Here is a 16,873-nt window from a genome sequence, read left to right on the forward strand (position 1 = left end):
CGTCACGGCCGAAACGCCTTTAACCGTTTCGCCAGTTCTTTCGTACGCGGATATACATCGCGATAAATCGCAAACAGCTCTTTGTATCGGGCGACCGCATCCGGCCGCGGTTCGACGACGGATTCGACTTGTTTGAACGCATCCGCGCATTGCTTGAGCGAATCGAACCAACCGACGCCGCACGCGGCGATCATCGCAGCGCCTAGTCCCGGCCCTTGTTCGTTCTTCAGCTTTTCCACCGGCAGGCCGAAAATATCAGCTTGGATTTGCAGCCACTCGGCGCTTTTTGCCCCGCCGCCGATCGAAACGACCGAGTCGATCGTTTTGCCGCTCGCTTTGATGATCTCAACCGATTCGTTGAGCGAGAACGTAATCCCTTCCATGACCGCGCGGGCAAAATCCCATTTCGTCTGCCGCGAATCGACGCCGATAAACGACCCGCGAACATCGGCATCGGCATAAGGCGTCCGCTCGCCGACCAAATACGGCGTAAACAACAAGCCGTTCGCGCCGATCGGCGACTCGGAGGCGCGCTTGACGATCTCGGCAAACGGCACGTCTTCCGCAAACGTCCGCTTCCACCAGTCAAAGCTGTAGCCCGCCGCCAGCGTCACTCCCATAATATAGTAGGCATCCGGCTCGGCGTGGTTGAAGTAATGCACTTTTCCAGCGAAATCTTTTTCCCCGCTTTGTTCATAGGCAAGCACGACGCCTGACGTGCCGATGCTTGACATCATGCGGCCTTCTGCCAAAATGCCCGCGCCAACCGCGCCGCAAGCATTGTCCGCCCCACCGGCGAACACTTTCACCGATGACGGCAGCCCGGTCTGCTCGGCAATCTCCGGGCGCAGCGTCCCGACGAACGCCGTCGCTTCAACAAGCGGCGGGCAAAGCGAAAGATCGACGCCGACCGCCCGGGCGATCATCTCGCTCCACGTTTTCGTTTCAATATCCAACAAAAGCGTCCCCGCCGCATCCGATACATCCATCGCAATGTGCCCGGTCAAGCGGAAGCGGACATAATCTTTCGGCAACAAAAACACCCGCGCCCGCTCGTACCGCTCAGGCTCATGCTGCTTCACCCAAAGAAGCTTCGGCAACGTGAATCCTTCAAGCGCCTCATTTTTGGCAATCGAGAGCAGCTGGTCGCGTCCAACCTTTTCCTCAATTTCCCGACACTCTTCCGTCGTTCGCGTATCATTCCATAAAATCGCATTGCGCACGACGTTCCCGTCGTCATCAAGCAGCACAAGCCCGTGCATTTGTCCAGAAAAACTCAAGCCGACGATCAACTCCGGGGAAACGCCCGCCGTCTCCCAGACGCGGCGCAGTGCGACGATCGTTTTTTCCACCCAATCATCGGGGCGCTGCTCGCTATAGCCGGAATGCGGCTGGTAGAGAGGATAGGACTCGGTCCATTCCCCTCTCACCTCGCCGTGTCGATCGACAAGCAATACTTTGACTGCACTCGTTCCTAAATCGACGCCAATGACGTATTCCAAAGTCATCCCTCTTTCACGAACGGGATACGCTCGGCACGCTGACTTCCAACAAATATTGGTTGAGCAGCGTTTTCAAGCGTTCGAGACGGCCGGACGCATTGCGAATTTCGCCGAGCTGCAAGGCGTACTCCTCAAGCTTTTTGAAGTCCGCCGTCCCTTCGACGATCTCGCGGCCGATGCCTTCTGTATAGCTTTTGTACCGTTCTTCGATGAACTGTTCAAACACGCGGTCTTCCAACAAGCGATGGGCGACTTTCAAACCGATCGCAAAGCTGTCCATCCCGGCGATATGAGCGTAGAACAAGTCCTCCGGTTCAAACGAGCCTCTCCGCACTTTCGCGTCAAAGTTCAAGCCGCCGCGCCCAAGGCCGCCGTTTTGCAAAATTTCATACATCGCCAGCGTCGTCGCATACAAATCTGTCGGGAACTCGTCCGTATCCCAGCCGAGCAGCGTATCGCCTTGGTTCGCATCGACCGAGCCCAACATGCCATGAATGCGGGCGACGCGCAGCTCGTGCTCAAACGTATGCCCGGCCAATGTCGCATGGTTCGCTTCAATATTGAATTTGAAATGATCTTTCAGCCCATATGTCTGCAAGAACGCCAACGCCGTCGCCACATCGAAGTCATATTGGTGCTTCGTCGGCTCTTTCGGCTTCGGCTCGATCAAAAACTGGCCGTCAAATCCGATTTCTTTCGCATAGTCGACCGCCATGTGCAAGAAGCGAGCCAAATTGTCAAGTTCCAGCTTCATGTCCGTGTTCAGCAGCGTCTCATAACCTTCCCGGCCGCCCCAGAACACGTAGTTTTCCGCTCCGAGCCGTTTGGCGATCTCCAACCCTTTTTTCACTTTCGCCGCCGCATAGGCGAACACATCGGCATTGCACGACGTCGCCGCCCCGTGAACGAAGCGCGGATGGCTGAACAAGTTCGCCGTATTCCACAGCAGCTTCGTTTTGCTTGTTTTCATGTACTCTTCAATCATATCGACGATTTCATCCAAGTTTTTGTACGTCTCGCTGAGCGTTTCCCCTTCTGGCGCAATGTCGACGTCATGGAAGCAGAAAAACGGAACGTTCAGCTTTTCAAACAGCTCAAACGCCGCCTCGACGCGCGCCTTTGCTAGATCCATGCCGCTATATTTGTCCCACGGACGAATCATATTGCCGACGCCAAACGGATCCGATCCATCCCCCGTGAACGTATGCCAATAGGCGACCGAAAAGCGCAAATGCTCCTCCATTGTTTTGTCGCCGACTTTTTCTTCCGGATTATAAAACTTAAACGCCAACGGATTGCGCGACTCCGGTCCTTCATATGGAATGGTTCCGATATTCGGGAAATACGCCATGTCCAAGTCCTCCTTAAATAAGCGAGAATGATTTGTTTCAGTTTTATTATAACGCTTTCATATTTGTTTGTCTATCATATAAACAAAGTTTCCTATAATTCTTTGTACAAAAAATAGTCAAAATCTGCATAGTTGTTTTGCCCCGAACCGTCCCGGCAATGCATGCCGACAAAGGCGCCGGTAAACGCAGCTCGACTTTTGATATAGTCGTCCGACAGTTTATATGATTCGAACATGACGGGAAGATCGATCCAGTCCATTCCATCGAAAGAATAAGAATATTTGTATGTTGTTGCTTGCACGGTTACCCTTAAATACACATACTCAACGTCATCAGGAATGACAATCTCCCTTCCCGACAATGGTTGATCAACCACGAGATGATCGCATGACATCAATTCAAGAATCCGTCCTTTTTCCTCATGCCATGTGATTTGCAGTGTTGTCCAGTTTTGCGTATTGTAATAGTTTACTAGACCAGCCGATTGCTGAAAGGTTGTTGGGCGAAAGGACACTTTCGTCTCGGCAACAAAATGAAAGTGCTGCCATCGTCTGGCGACAAACGCCTGTGTAAACCGGGAAGTAAGCGATTCTCTTCCGTACAGCCGCAAATGTCCGCGACGAGCCTTTAAGGTAGCGATGTCTTCCCTTAAAGGAATTCGCAATGTTTGAAAATGGTGGTTTAATGTATCACCATCAAAATCATCTTTTTCATCGTAATCTTTTTTCCACGGAACTTCCTCAACGTTCGGACCATCGATTTCCAACGAAGGTTGATTCCCCCCACGACATAAGGCCAACCGTCTCTCCATTCAAGCCGTTGAATCGCCGTTTCACGTCCGAGCGGGCAATAGCCGCGGTGTTCCAGCAACGGCTGCCCCTCTCTTGGCAACGGCCGACCAGTTAAATGAACAAGAAACCATTCGTCCGTATGAGTATGGACAATCGACGCATGGCCAGCCTTTTGCAGCGGGTTTCGCGGATAAGGCCACGACGTAATCAGCGGATTGTCGGGATGCACCTCATACGGACCATAGAGAGAGCGCGACCGGGCAATCGTCGCCGCATGGTTGTATCGCGTTCCCCCTTCCGCCGTCAATAAATAATAACTGTAGATGAGCAAATTCACTAACATAAATTGACAACCAAACAAAAAAGGAGACATGAACCAGACTCCTTGGATAAAATAGATGTGCTCACAACTACCCACAAGGAGGTTCATGTCTCATGAATAGATTAGCACATCACCAAGGAATCCACAAGTTTTTCTTCACGTTGGGGTTAACGCTGCAGCTTTCCAAACCGGTCATCAAGCATCTCATTCATATCGTCGATGCCTTGACCACCAAGGGATTCTCGGGAACATTGACCGATATTCATCACTGGAGCTTTCATCCGAATCATCGAACGACGCTCAGTCACTTTTTCACGAAAAGCCCTTGGGATGAGGAAAGGCTGCTTGGGAAGCTTCAAGAGTGGATCCTCCGCCGAATCGAGCGAAAGAATCAGCCTCTTTTTGTCTCGATTGATGATACGATTTGCCAAAAAACGAAGCCTTCGTCACGGGCAACGCACGCCATTCAAGGGTGTGATTGGCACTACTCGCATAAAGATCATCAATCGGTTTGGGGGCATTCGCTCGTTTGGCTGATGGTGCACACCTTCACGCAGGCGTTTCCGTTCGCGTTCCGCTTGTATGACAAGAAGGCCGGAAGAAGCAAAATCGACCTGGCGATCGAGATGCTTTCCTCACTCAAGGTGGAACCGGATCGGCCGGTGTATGTGCTCATGGATTCGTGGTACCCGTCCAAAAAGCTCATCGAAGCCTGCTTGAGCAAGGGATTTCATGTCATCGCGATGCTCAAGACGAACCGGATTCTTTATCCGAAAGGCATTGCGATCCAAGCGAAGCAGTTCGCCCGCTATATCGAGCCAAAAGACACCCGCCTCGTCACGATGGGGAAGGAGCGTTGCCGCGTGTATCGCTATGAGGGGGCGATCCATGGCCTCGATGACGCGGTGGTGCTGCTGGCTTGGAAGGCGGATCAGCCGATGACGCCGGAACATCTCCATTGTGTCTTGAGCACCGACCGGGGGCTCGGGGACGAAGACATCTTGCGTTACTACGCCCAGCGCTGGACGATCGAATGCTTTTTCCGGCAGGCGAAAGATCAACTGAAGCTGGATGAATACCGCGTCCGCCACGTTCGGGCGGTGAAACGGTATTGGGCGGTGGTGCTCTTGGCCTCTGTGTACAGCATCGCCGAATCCCGACAAACCCTCTCCGCCGGGCTGGAGCTTCTCCGGTCGCGGAAAGACCACAGCGTCGTGGAGTTCATTTATGACGCCGCGAAGCAAGGAATTCCCATTGATGTGATCAAAAAACAGCTCCGTATCGCGTAAGGGGGACCCTGTTTATCTCGCTAACCATGGAAATTATTGTAATGAAAAATGCTCATCTACAGTAAAATTGTTTAGCAATGCTTTTTAGGCTGATATTTTCAGCATAATGCTCCTCAATATATATTTTATGAATTTCACATAGTGAAAGCGGCTTCCTTTGTTCTTCCACTATCCAGCAACATTCCACCGCAAAATCCATCAGCCTTTTCCTCAATTCTTCCAAACGGAAAGGATAGTCTTGACATTCTAGCACTCGGGGCAAAGTCGTCAGTTGTTCCTCACATGCCCCTGCTCGTTTGACGAGCTGAAGCGCTTTCTGTACGAAATAAAGGACAAACGTCTTCACAGCCTCAGCAGACAAGCGGCGGGCACGAAACTGGGCGAACAGATCTTTCATGGCGGTCATCAGTTGCTCCAGCCGCGCCTCTTCTATATACTCCACCAATGTTTGGCATTGTCCATCATCAACGCTGGGATAAGAAAGCGTGATTTCTTTTACCTGTTCATAAAAAACGATTCTCTCGTCGCTGACGTATTTATAACACAACGCTTCACCTGCTTCCCTAATCCGTTCTTGAAGACGGTCAACGGGCGACGCAAAAGCGGTAACAAAAATCGTCACATCAAGAGGAACGTTCGCGAGTTGCTCAGAGAACCGGTATAGATTATGACGTATCTCCTCTTCGCCATCACCAATAAACAATAGCCCGTATCGCTGCCTTCCGTGCTCATAGATTGGAAAATGGATCGACTGTTTGACAACGCGATGGTAAATTTCCTTAATTTTAGTTTTGTAGGCGGCATCGGTAGCTATATGGACCATATCGACCTTGCCGTTGATCTCGATGATCGCATAACCCGAAAGTATAGACGAAGAGCCCCCCAATCTCCCATTTCCCTGAGACTTGTCCCCTTTTTTCCTGTGACCCATTCATAAAACAAGAACTCAGCTTGCTGCTTCTTTCTCGTTTCCTTCTCCTGATTCAATACTTCCGCCATTCTTGATAACGACTGTTCAAACTCTCTTTTATTAATCGGTTTTAATAAAAAGTCGCAAACCCCATATTTAATCGATTGTTGCGCGTAGAAAAAGTCATTGTATCCGCTCACCACAATAAACTTCGTTCCTGTTTGTCCGCTTCGGGATACCCTCTGAATCAATTCAAGTCCGTCAATTCCTGGCATCCGAATATCTGTCACGATAAGGTCGGGACGCAACTTGGCTGCCTCACGGAGCGCCTGCTCTCCATTATCCGCCTCCCCACAAATTCGATATCCGCATCCTTCCCAATCAATCAATGTTTTCATGCCTTCCCGCACAAACATTTCATCATCGACCAACATGACTTTATGCATCCCGATCCCCTTTTTTTCTCCAAAACGATGGCCCTTGCTTTTTTAGAAACATATCTGTTCCTTCAAGCAGCTGGGCGTTATTTCATTTCCCCCAATCAAAGTCAATCGCCTTCAAAAACGTTCTTGCTAGAATCATATGTCCCGCAACAGACGGATGAACGCGGTCCCAAGCCAATGCCGCCGGATAAAGCGTCTTTAATACCTCGTTAAAAGCAGCCTGGGTATCAACGAATATACTGTTTGTTTCTTCGGCAATTTGTCTGACAACGAGACCATACTGATCCATGGTCCGGCGCATCGGATCATGTTCATTTCCTTCGATATAAAACGGTGTCATCAAAATGATTCCTTTCACAAGCGGTTTCGTCTCGAGCACAAGGTTGCGGAGCGTCGCTTCGTATTCATCCAAGTATACATGTTTCTCTTTGATGAACGGCAAATCATATTGCCGCCAAACATCGTTAATGCCTATCATAATCGATACCCAGTCCGGTTTTTGGGCAATAACATCTTCTTGCCATCTTGCTTTCAAATCTCGCACCGTATTGCCGCTGATCCCTTTGTTGACGACGCGGATGCCTAGTTCCGGATAAACCGCTTGCAGGAGACCATCCACATAGGCTACATATCCTGTCCCCAACGCTCCGAACAATCCTTCCCCCTCTGGCTGGGCGCGGCCGCAATCGGTGATCGAATCGCCAATAAACAACAATTTTTCCCCACGTCCGATTTTCATTTGCCCTTCCCCCTTGAAATATCAATACAAACTTGCCATCAAATCACCTGAAAGATCGTCGTTTCCGGAATAAAATAGACGGGAATATCAAGAAATTGAGATCCCAGCCATTCAGCCAAATGCCTCATACCGGGCTCTTCGCTTTCCGCATGTCCCAGCACAATCAACGCCTTTTGTCTTCCCTGGTACACGGCATCCCGAATATATTCCGGTGTCTCCCATTCAGGTCCCTCTCCATAGATGATCGCGTCGAGATTTTCCTGTTCAAACAATGGAATCGACAATGCTCCGCCGCCTCGGTACCCCACCAATAGCCCGATGCGGGCGCATGGCGCAGATAAATCTCCAGATATCCGTACAAATGGAACGCGCAACCTTTCCTTCACATATTCAGCCACTTCCTTTGCCGTCATGCGAGGAATCGCCACAATTGCAGCGGTCGGCAAATATTTGGAAACATATGACTCCCAACCCAAAGCGCGGATTAAACCGACCATGATTCCATCCGGTTGATGTCGATGCCAGTAATCATGAAATCGGTAAATCGCAATGCCCGACTCGCGGATCAAGCGAATCTTTCCCTGATATACTGGATCCTTTTGCATCATTTTAGTGTTGTCAGTATGACTGTAAAATAATCCTTCATGAGTGACGAGAAGATTCGCTCCCATGGAAATGGCTTGTTGGATGACGCGATAAGTCGGCATGAAACTCGTCGCAATTCCCTTCACTTCCATGTTTCGGTCTCCATACATAAGAGTATCCACGGTATTCGGAATTTTCCCCACCGACGCCGTTAATCGGTCCAACACATCTTGAACAGTGATTGCCATCATTCTGCTCCTCTCACCTGTTACGCCAGCTGTCATGAAATCCACTTTTCTATGTTTGTTCATGAAAAATAAGTGGTGAGCAATGATTTTCATTTAAACTACTTTGTTCTGGCTCTCTTAAAGATATCGTTCTGCTGCTCTAAAATCTTATTTTTTCTCCTTCTCGAAAATAACAGATAAAAACAACACAAATAAGTATGTTTTCTATCCAAACTAATTATATACGGAATTTTTGTAATTTTCAATCGTGTCATTCGTATACCGTCAGTAGAAAAAGTACCATCCGTTTTCACTGTTGAGACAACTATTCGCTACCGTTATATCATCAACCTCCCAGCCATACTATGCATGTTTATGAAAATGGAATATCGCTGTAATTGATCTCCTCTTCCATCAATTGCTTACCTTAATCTTTGAACGCTCTCCCACCTACGCTCACGCTTCGAGGTGGGAGATTCTTGGGTTGGGAACACCCGCCCCACGGCAGGCTGTCCACCAAGCCATCCCCGTGCGTCCTACGGTTCGACTGCCTTACAACGACAGCAAACGAAGCCCTTCCTGCAGGATATTCCGGGCGGCGTTATGATCCCGGTCATGTTCGGCTCCGCAGGTTGGGCACACCCACTCGCGGATGTCGGGCGATTTCACCTCAACCTGCCGATGTCCGCAGCACGAGCACAATTGGCTCGATGGGAACGTGCTCCCGACACGGACCACCGTCCGCCCGTACCATTTCGCTTTATACTCGATCATGTTGAGAAAACGCTCCCATGCGGAATCGGAAATGGATTTGGCCAGCTTGTGATTCTTCTGCATGTTCCGCACACGCAAGTCCTCCACTCACACCACTTGGTTTTCGCGGATGAGGCGAGTGGACCGTTTGTGCAGGAAATCGTTCCGGCAGTTGGCGATTTTCTCATGAAGCTTGGCCACCTTCAAGCGGGCTTTCTGCCAGTTCGAACCGCCCAGCTTCCGGCGGGACATCACCCGCTGCCAGTACGCCAGTTTCTCTTCGTATCGACGCCAATGCTGGGGGTGTTCGATCTTCTCTCCAGTGGAAAGAACCACCATATGTTTCAACCCCAAATCGACGCCCACTTGCTTGTCGGTTGTGGGCCATGGAGGGATTTCCGTTTCCACAAGGATGGAGACAAAATACTTCCCCGTTCGGTTTCGACAAATGGCGGCGGAGAGAATGCGGCCTTCCACCTCACGACCTTTGGCAAACGCCACCCATCCGAGCTTCGGGAGTTTCCATCGATGGCCGTCCACTTCGATCGATGGGCGTCCCTTTTTCGGGGCGTTGCACCAGGCGGTGTACGATTGATTCGGGTGTTTTTTTGCTTTTGAAGCGGGGAGGGTTCGCCGTTCCATCGAAGAACAGGTTAAACGCCCCGTCCAACTGTTGCAGCGCGTTTTGCAAGGCAGTGGAATCCGGCGCTTTCAGCCACGGAAGTGTCTGCTTCAACGCGGTCAACCGCTTAGAACATTCGTTATAGCCAAGCCCCGACCCTGTTGTTTCATACGCCTGATTCTATTCGGACAAAACGTGATGGTACACAAACCAGCAGCACCCGATGGTTTGATGGATCCGTTCCGCTTGTGTTCGGGTGGGATACAGCCGGAAGCGGTAGGCTTTGTGCATGACCTTCCCTCCTTTTGAACGGAACATTTGTTCTATTTCTGTCTATTTTACACCTTTGATTCGTTGGAGGCAAGAGGGAGAGCGATGGCGAATACCGATTCATCCCCCACTTCCGCTCGTGCGTGGAAGTGAGGGGCTTCTCGGCGAGAGATGATAAACGAAATCATTGAAAAACTAACACTTCAAAGAGAGGTGTTTAGGTCCTTTCGACCAAATTTAATACAATATAACGAAAAGTTAGTATATTTGATTTACAAACAAAGTTGACATTGATAAAATGAAATGGGGATGAAATTTAGCACCTTGCGCTTCCTAAAAAGAAAGCCCTTTCATCCCTAACAACGATATAAAAAAGGAATGAGGAGGAATGGTATGCGGAATGTTGTGCGTAAACCATTGACTATTGGATTAGCTTTAGCGTTATTGTTGCCTATGGGAATGACTGGCGCATCTGCTGAGAATGCGGATTCCTATACAAAAAAACCTAGCATCAGCGCATTGCACGCCCCGCAATTGGATCAGCGCTACAAAAACTCATTCACGATTGGTGCGGCCGTTGAACCTTACCAGCTACTAAATGAGAAAGACGCACAAATGTTAAAACGCCATTTTAACAGCATTGTTGCCGAAAACGTGATGAAACCCATCAGCATTCAGCCTGAGGAAGGAAAATTCAATTTTGAACAAGCGGATCGAATTGTGAAGTTTGCCAAAGAAAATGGCATGGATATTCGCTTCCATACACTCGTTTGGCACAACCAAGTGCCGCAGTGGTTCTTTCTTGATAAGGAAGGTAAACCAATGGTTAATGAAACAGACCCCGTGAAACGCGAACAAAATAAACAGCTGTTGTTAAAGCGGCTCGAAACCCATATTAAAACAATTGTCAAACGGTATAAAGATGACATAAAATATTGGGACGTTGTGAATGAGGTTGTCGGGGACGACGGAAAGCTGCGCAATTCTCCATGGTATCAAATCGCCGGCATTGATTATATTAAAACGGCGTTTCAAACGGCAAGAAAATACGGCGGCGATGACATTAAACTTTATATCAATGACTACAATACAGAAGTTGAACCGAAGCGAACGGCCCTTTATAACCTGATCAAACAGTTAAGAGAAGAAGGCGTCCCGATTGACGGCATTGGACATCAGTCCCACATCCAAATCAGCTGGCCTTCTGAAAGCGAAATAGAAAAAACGATCAACCTATTTGCCGGACTGGGCTTGGATAACCAAATTACCGAGCTTGACGTCAGCATGTACGGCTGGCCGCCACGAGCTTACCCGACGTATGACGCCATTCCGGAGCAAAAGTTTCTAGACCAAGCGGCCCGTTATGATCGTTTGTTCAAGCTGTATGAAAAACTCGACGACAAAATCAGCAACGTCACCTTCTGGGGCATCGCCGACAATCATACGTGGCTCGACAGCCGTGCGGATGTGTACTATGACGCCAACGGGAATGTTGTTGTCGACCCGAACGCTCCGTACGCAAAAGTGGAAAAAGGGAAAGGAAAAGATGCGCCGTTTGTTTTTGGGCCAGATTACAAGGTCAAACCTGCGTATTGGGCCATTGTCGATCATAGATAAGGCATGCGTGCAATCGAGTAGGAGGGGGCGGCTAACCCCCGTCCCCTCACACCACCTAGCATGCGGGTCCGCACTAGGCGGTTCGTCAACCTTGACGGAGTTCGAAATATCGTTGCGTCAAACTCTTGAGCCCTTGAGCGGTCCAGTAGGTCTTGCCCAGGGCCTGGTGGAGTTGCGGCGTTTTCGTTGTTCGCCAAGCTCCTTTTCGGGTATTGGCGATCTCCATCACCGCTGTCTCTTTCAGCCCCAGCGCTCTTAACTCACGGATTCTGGTTCTGACCCGTTTCCATTGAAGCCATTGACAGAGTCGAAGCCTCCTCCGATCCATCCTTCGATGGTCTGAAGGACAGACGGGGTTTCGACGAGCCGAAAATACCCGATCCATCCCATGACGTATTGATTGACGCGATGAATTCGTTCTGGCATCGATATGCTCCAGTTTGGGTTGGTCAGCTGTCGAATCCGCTGTTTCAGACGTTGAATCGACCTTGGGGCGAGCCGGATTCGCGCTTTTCGTTCCGGTGTGAAGCTAAACCCCAGAAAGGCCCGTTTCCACGGGCGGTCCACCGCACTTTTCTCCTCGTTTACTTTGAGTTTGAGCGTTTTCTCCAAGAACCGTTGGATGCTTTGTTTCACCCGTTGTCCTGCCCGCAGACTTTTCACATAGATGTTGCAGTCATCTGCGTAACGGCAGAATTTCAATCCTCGCTTCTCCAATTCCTTGTCTAAATCGTCGAGAAGGATGTTCGCCAGCAGGGGGCTGAGGGGACCGCCTTGCGGCGTCCCTTCCTCCGTCTGCACCTTCACCCCTTCGATCATAACGCCGGCTTGCAGGTAGGCACGGATCAGTCTCAGCACGCGTTTATCCTTGACTTTTCGGGCCACCCGGCTCATCAGGATGTCATGATTGACACGGTCAAAGAACTTTTCTAGATCTATGTCAACCACGTACCGATATCCTTCCTGGATGTAGCCTTGCGCTTGCCGCACGGCATCGTGGGCGTTGCGGCCCGGACGGAATCCGAAGCTGGAAGGGGAGAAGTCTGGATCGAAAATGGGTGTGAGTTCTTGAAGAATGGCTTGTTGGATCAGCCCGTCCACCACGGTGGGAATGCCTAGCTGCCGTGTGCCTCCGCCCTATTTCGGGATTTCGACCCTGCGGACAGGCGCCGGCCGGTAGGTTCCTGCCAAGAGTTGGGCGCGGATCGTGCTCCAGTGAGCGCGGATGTCATCACGGAGTTGATCGGTTGATACTCCGTCGATTCCCGGTGCTCCTTGGTTCGCTTCGACCCGTTTGAGCGCCGTGATGAGGTTGTCTCTCGCTAAGATGCGTTCCAACAAAGCCATCGTGATCTTCTCCTTCCGCGGGATGAGATTCAGGTCTTGCCGGGTTGCGCTCAGCCCTCGACCTGAGGCCCTCTGGGCTTCACCCTTGCTTCCTCAGATGAGTTCCGAAAGGAATTCTGCTTCGACACACAACATCTCGAAAGAGTCTGATTCATCCCTGAGTTGACGTTCGGCCCTTCCTGTTTCAGGCGTCCCTTACTCCAGTACTATGGCCTCTGCTGACTCCTGTACGTTCAGCACTTCTGGTTGCCATCGTCAGAAGGCGTTCCGTACAGGCCTCCCCGGATAAGGATGGACACTTTCCACTCATGCACCTGCCCAATCTACCTCCACAGCCCTTAGCGGCTTAGGACTTCGTCTTGTTCCGCAGACTCGTCCGACTATGGCGGCCTCCCATTGGGTTCGTGTACCTCAGGTCAAGTGTTTGCCTCCAGCTTCCTTCAGATTCCACCTCGCGGTGGACACCCTTGCCTTCAGCTAACGGTAGGCGCTCGCCAGCCCCCGTTCGGGACTTTCATCCTATAGCGTCGCACCCATGCCGGGCGTACTGGTCAAAATCAGCCCCGTTTCCCGGGGATGATTTTTCTAACGGATCAACATTGTTGTCCGATCAATGCAGGCCCGCTACCCGCCTTTCGCGCAACGGTTGGCTTCTTCACTTTCACCTCAAGAAGGCCGGTGAAAAACGGTGACTTTCGCTTAATCAGTGTTTGGGGGCGCGAGAGAAGGCTTGGTTTTAAAAGGTTTCTCAACTTGAGAAAACAGTGTTTTTCGTGGTTTTTTCACTAAATCACCACCCTTCAAGGGAAGTGGGGAAGTAGTCAATTTCCTTGCTTCCTGGCCGCCTGTTTTTCTTCCGTTTTGCGAAATACACGCAATGCGCCACTCATCACCACCAAGGCGAGCGAACTGATGCTGAAAAACGGGATTAAACCCGGAATATACATCAATAAGACGAACAAGGCCCCGACACTAATCAACATAACGAGCGTCATGAATGGATTGGCCATTCCAATGAGAAAGGCATATTTGATATATTGCCAAAAGCGCAATTCGTAATGCACATAGATCGGGAACACATATAAAAGCGTCACTGCATAAAAAATCAAAATGACGAGCAAAGCGACAGAAAACGGAAATCTCCATTCCATTGGCACGTGGACAATGTATAAAAGATCGATATAGAAAATATACGCTACCGCCATCAACAAAAGCCCGATCCGGTTCGCCCGCCAAAATTCACCTTTATACGTGCGAACGAATGTTTTCAGCACTGGAACATCGCTATCATGAAAGAGGAGCCACTTCCTTACGATCGTAAACAGCGCCACCGTCGCCGGAGCAATGCCGAGAATGACGAGTCCAAGGACGGTAAAAAAAAGCCACAATAGATTGATGTATGCAAGCCTTGTAATCCATTCACAAGCCCAATACAACTTTCCATCCAGCAAGCCGGTACGCATGATTCATCCACCTTTTATCCTCACTTTTCCACTAGTATACCATAAGACAGAAAAAGAAGGGAGACTTTGTTTACTCCCCCTTCAAACTCCAGCATAGGCCAAAAAGCCGCCGTCAACAGGCACAATGGTTCCGGTGACAAATCCACTCGTTTGATCATCTACAAGCCAAAGAAGTGTCCCTAACAAATCTTCCGGCTTGCCGAGCCGCCGCATCGGTGTATGCATCAAAATTTTTTTCGTCCGCTCCGTATACGATCCATCAGGATTTTTCAAAAGATGTTCATTTTGTTTCGTCAAAAAGAATCCCGGGGCAATCGCATTGACGCGAACCCCGATCTCGGCGACATGCACAGCCAGCCATTTCGTGAAGTTTTCAATTCCCGCTTTAGCCGCACTGTACGCCAGCACTTTCGTCATCGGCCGCGGAGCGCTCATCGAGGAAATATTAATGATTGTTCCCCCTCTGCCCACCATCTGTTTGAGAAAATGCTGCGTCGGGATGATTGTCCCAAGAATATTTAAATCAAAAACATAGGAAAACCCTTCTGTCGTCAAATCGAAAAACGTTGTAATTTCTTGATTCTCTAGATCCTGCAACTCGAATATTTCCTTTGTCGTAATGCCTTGCGGATGGTTTCCGCCTGCCCCATTAATCAGGACATCGCACGGCCCGTAAACTTCCGCTACCATTTCTGCCGCCTGTTTGACGCGTTCGACATCCAGAACATCGCACTGAATAGCCAGCGCTTGGCCGCCTTGTTCTTCGATCTCGTTCTTTACTATTTCAGCTTTCTCGAATGTTAGATTTAAAATCGCCACTTTCATTCCTTGACGGGCCAGCTCTTTCGCCATGCAGCTGCACAATACCCCACCCCCGCCCGTTACAACCGCTACCTTGCCTTTTAAACTTGGATGGATCGGGAGCATGTCTTCTCACCTTCTCGCTTCTTTTTTTCATTCTCCAAACTATCCCAAATGCCCAGCAGGTACATGATGCCAAGCGCCCGATCGTACAACCCGTAACCAGGACGAGCTTGTTCCCCCCAAATCATTCGGCCGTGATCCGGTCGAATGTACCCTTGAAAATCAGCTTCATGCAACGTTTTCATAATCTCGCATATATTCAACGAACCGTCACAACTGCGATGAGACGTTTCCTCAAAATCGCCATTCGCGTGAATTTCGACATTCCGTACATGAGCAAATGGCACTCGTCCCATTCTCAAAAAGTGGCGAAAAATGTCCGGGACATCGTTGGCCGGATTGGCTCCAAGCGACCCGGAGCATAACGTCAACCCATTCGCCGGGCTGTTGACCATATGAACGATCCGTTCCAAATTCTCCTTATTGGTCGCAATTCGCGGCAATCCGAACACCGACCAAGGTGGATCATCAGGATGAAGAGCCATCCGAATGCCACACTCTTCCGCCACTGGAACGATTTGTTCCAAAAAGTAACGCAAATGGTCAAATAGATCATCTTCGGTTACCCCTTTATATAGCGAGAAAAGAGGCTTGATTGTTTTCAAACGTTCCGGTTCCCATCCCGGAAGCAAAAACCCGTTCGCTCCGCTTTCAATGCGGCGGATCATTTCCTCCGGATCGATTTGTTCAATCTTTTGTTTCTCATAGGCGAGCACTGTCGACCCGTCAGGCCGCCTTTTGGCTAAATCGGAACGAGTCCAGTCAAAAATCGGCATAAAGTTGTAACAAATCACTTTCACTCCTGCTTTCGCCAAGTTGCGAATCGTCTGTTTATAGTTTTCAATATATCGATCTCGCGAGGGCAAACCAAGTTTAATATCTTCGTGGACGTTGACGCTCTCAATAACTTCAAGATGAAATCCTTTTTCATTTACCTGCCGTTTGAGTTCCAATATATCATCAACCGGCCATACTTCACCGACTGGAATATGATATAGAGCTCCAACGATTCCTTCAACTCCTGGAATTTGCCGAATGTGATCTAATGAAACAGTATCATGTTCCTTTCCGAACCAGCGAAACGTCATTTTCATTCTGATCTCATCCCCCACCCACGCCGACTTGAAAGTATTGTTTCGCGTTGAAGTAACATACATCTTGAACGATTTTCCCTAAAAAATCATAGTCTTGCGGAACCTCTCCTTTTTCAATCCATGAACCGATCAAATTGCATACAATTCTGCGAAAATACTCGTGGCGTACATAAGACACAAAACTCCTTGAATCGGTCAACATTCCGACAAACGTGCTGAACACACCGACATTGGCAAGATCCGTCAAGTGTGTGATGATGCCATCTTGATGATCATTGAACCACCAAGCTGCGCCAAATTGAACTTTCCCTTTTACCCCTTCTGATTGAAAATTGCCGACCGTTGAGGCGACAATATAGTTATAAGCAGGGTTTAATGTGTACACAATCGTTTTTGGCAGTTGATCGCTGCGCTCTAGCTCATTAAGAAAGGCATTTAACGGCTGGGCAAGAAAAAAATCATGAATCGAGTCATATCCTGTATTCGGACCAAGACGCTGAAACATCTTTTCATTTGTATTTCGAATCGAACCGATGTGCAGCTGCATCACCCAACCAAGCGAGTGGTACAATCGGGCTAAGAAGCATAAAGTGAAAGTTTTATAACCCGTGGTGCTAGATAAA

11 protein-coding genes and 4 pseudogenes are annotated in these 16,873 nt (G+C 49.5%); 2 read left to right on the forward strand and 13 right to left on the reverse strand.

The annotated features are described in order from the left end of the window. Positions 1-2: 2 nt before the first annotated feature. From xylB to GYMC52_RS09260, 3 genes and pseudogenes are all read right to left on the reverse strand, one after another. Entirely contained in the window at positions 3-1,502 is a 1,500-nt protein-coding gene (gene xylB, locus GYMC52_RS09250; protein ID WP_013523870.1) for a xylulokinase, read from the reverse strand. Between the two features lie 13 nt (positions 1,503-1,515). Beyond that, a complete protein-coding gene (xylA, locus tag GYMC52_RS09255; protein ID WP_013523871.1) occupies positions 1,516-2,853 on the reverse strand; it encodes a xylose isomerase in 1,338 nt (445 codons plus the stop codon). 92 nt (positions 2,854-2,945) lie between these two features. Next, positions 2,946-3,961 (reverse strand): annotated as a pseudogene (locus GYMC52_RS09260) (family 43 glycosylhydrolase); the annotation flags it as partial. A 119-nt stretch (positions 3,962-4,080) separates the two neighbouring features. On the opposite strand from GYMC52_RS09260, the gene GYMC52_RS09265 reads away from it, so the two are divergent. Beyond that, positions 4,081-5,256, forward strand: coding sequence for an IS701 family transposase (locus GYMC52_RS09265; protein ID WP_013523872.1), 1,176 nt, complete (start codon positions 4,081-4,083; stop codon positions 5,254-5,256). A gap of 52 nt (positions 5,257-5,308) precedes the next feature. Here GYMC52_RS09265 and GYMC52_RS19980 read toward each other — a convergent pair whose 3' ends face one another. The 5 genes and pseudogenes from GYMC52_RS19980 to tnpB all read right to left on the reverse strand — a co-directional run bounded on the left by GYMC52_RS19980 (position 5,309) and on the right by tnpB (position 9,826). Continuing rightward, positions 5,309-6,142, reverse strand: a complete 834-nt coding sequence (locus GYMC52_RS19980) for a hypothetical protein (RefSeq protein ID WP_230982687.1) — start codon at positions 6,140-6,142, stop codon at positions 5,309-5,311. Continuing rightward, the gene (locus tag GYMC52_RS19985; protein WP_230982688.1) at positions 6,067-6,612 is read right to left on the reverse strand and encodes a response regulator; all 546 of its coding nucleotides are present in this window, start codon (positions 6,610-6,612) and stop codon (positions 6,067-6,069) included. Before GYMC52_RS19985 ends, GYMC52_RS19980 begins: the two co-directional genes overlap by 76 nt. An 82-nt stretch (positions 6,613-6,694) precedes the next feature. Further along, complete coding sequence (locus GYMC52_RS09275) at positions 6,695-7,348, reverse strand: SGNH/GDSL hydrolase family protein (protein ID WP_013523873.1); 654 nt, start codon at positions 7,346-7,348, stop codon at positions 6,695-6,697. A gap of 38 nt (positions 7,349-7,386) precedes the next feature. Continuing rightward, positions 7,387-8,181 (reverse strand): Nif3-like dinuclear metal center hexameric protein, encoded by a 795-nt coding sequence (locus GYMC52_RS09280; protein ID WP_013523874.1) that lies wholly within the window; start codon positions 8,179-8,181, stop codon positions 7,387-7,389. A gap of 531 nt (positions 8,182-8,712) precedes the next feature. Further along, positions 8,713-9,826: pseudogene (tnpB, locus tag GYMC52_RS09285) on the reverse strand (IS200/IS605 family element RNA-guided endonuclease TnpB). A gap of 372 nt (positions 9,827-10,198) precedes the next feature. Between tnpB and GYMC52_RS09290 the strand changes: the two are divergent. Then, positions 10,199-11,422: an endo-1,4-beta-xylanase gene (locus GYMC52_RS09290; protein WP_013523875.1), complete on the forward strand. Its 1,224-nt coding sequence runs from the start codon at positions 10,199-10,201 to the stop codon at positions 11,420-11,422. 85 nt (positions 11,423-11,507) lie between these two features. Here GYMC52_RS09290 and ltrA read toward each other — a convergent pair. The 5 genes and pseudogenes from ltrA to GYMC52_RS09315 form a co-directional block, all read right to left on the reverse strand. Then, positions 11,508-12,769: pseudogene (ltrA, locus tag GYMC52_RS09295) on the reverse strand (group II intron reverse transcriptase/maturase). 821 nt (positions 12,770-13,590) lie between these two features. After that, the gene (locus tag GYMC52_RS09300; RefSeq protein ID WP_013523876.1) at positions 13,591-14,232 is read right to left on the reverse strand and encodes a YesL family protein; all 642 of its coding nucleotides are present in this window, start codon (positions 14,230-14,232) and stop codon (positions 13,591-13,593) included. A gap of 81 nt (positions 14,233-14,313) precedes the next feature. Beyond that, positions 14,314-15,159, reverse strand: a complete 846-nt coding sequence (locus GYMC52_RS09305; RefSeq protein WP_013523877.1) for an SDR family oxidoreductase — start codon at positions 15,157-15,159, stop codon at positions 14,314-14,316. After that, positions 15,135-16,250, reverse strand: coding sequence for a mannonate dehydratase (uxuA, locus tag GYMC52_RS09310; RefSeq protein WP_013523878.1), 1,116 nt, complete (start codon positions 16,248-16,250; stop codon positions 15,135-15,137). The genes GYMC52_RS09305 and uxuA overlap by 25 nt, the downstream gene beginning before the upstream one ends. Before the next feature lie 7 nt (positions 16,251-16,257). Continuing rightward, positions 16,258-16,854, reverse strand: a pseudogene (locus GYMC52_RS09315) (glucuronate isomerase); the annotation flags it as partial. Positions 16,855-16,873 lie beyond the last annotated feature (19 nt).

It is taken from the genome of Geobacillus sp. Y412MC52 (assembly GCF_000174795.2).
Taxonomy (GTDB): domain Bacteria; phylum Bacillota; class Bacilli; order Bacillales; family Anoxybacillaceae; genus Geobacillus; species Geobacillus thermoleovorans.

What these genes read in the sequence shown, in the direction of transcription:
- xylA (WP_013523871.1), bottom strand. Translation starts at nt 2,853, where the DNA reads ATGGCGTATTTCCCGAATATCGGAACCATTCCATATGAAGGACCGGAG.
- GYMC52_RS09265 (WP_013523872.1), top strand. Translation starts at nt 4,081, where the DNA reads ATGAATAGATTAGCACATCACCAAGGAATCCACAAGTTTTTCTTCACG.
- GYMC52_RS19985 (WP_230982688.1), bottom strand. Translation starts at nt 6,612, where the DNA reads ATGCATAAAGTCATGTTGGTCGATGATGAAATGTTTGTGCGGGAAGGC.
- GYMC52_RS09275 (WP_013523873.1), bottom strand. Translation starts at nt 7,348, where the DNA reads ATGAAAATCGGACGTGGGGAAAAATTGTTGTTTATTGGCGATTCGATC.
- GYMC52_RS09280 (WP_013523874.1), bottom strand. Translation starts at nt 8,181, where the DNA reads ATGGCAATCACTGTTCAAGATGTGTTGGACCGATTAACGGCGTCGGTG.
- GYMC52_RS09290 (WP_013523875.1), top strand. Translation starts at nt 10,199, where the DNA reads ATGCGGAATGTTGTGCGTAAACCATTGACTATTGGATTAGCTTTAGCG.
- GYMC52_RS09300 (WP_013523876.1), bottom strand. Translation starts at nt 14,232, where the DNA reads ATGCGTACCGGCTTGCTGGATGGAAAGTTGTATTGGGCTTGTGAATGG.
- GYMC52_RS09305 (WP_013523877.1), bottom strand. Translation starts at nt 15,159, where the DNA reads ATGCTCCCGATCCATCCAAGTTTAAAAGGCAAGGTAGCGGTTGTAACG.
- uxuA (WP_013523878.1), bottom strand. Translation starts at nt 16,250, where the DNA reads ATGAAAATGACGTTTCGCTGGTTCGGAAAGGAACATGATACTGTTTCA.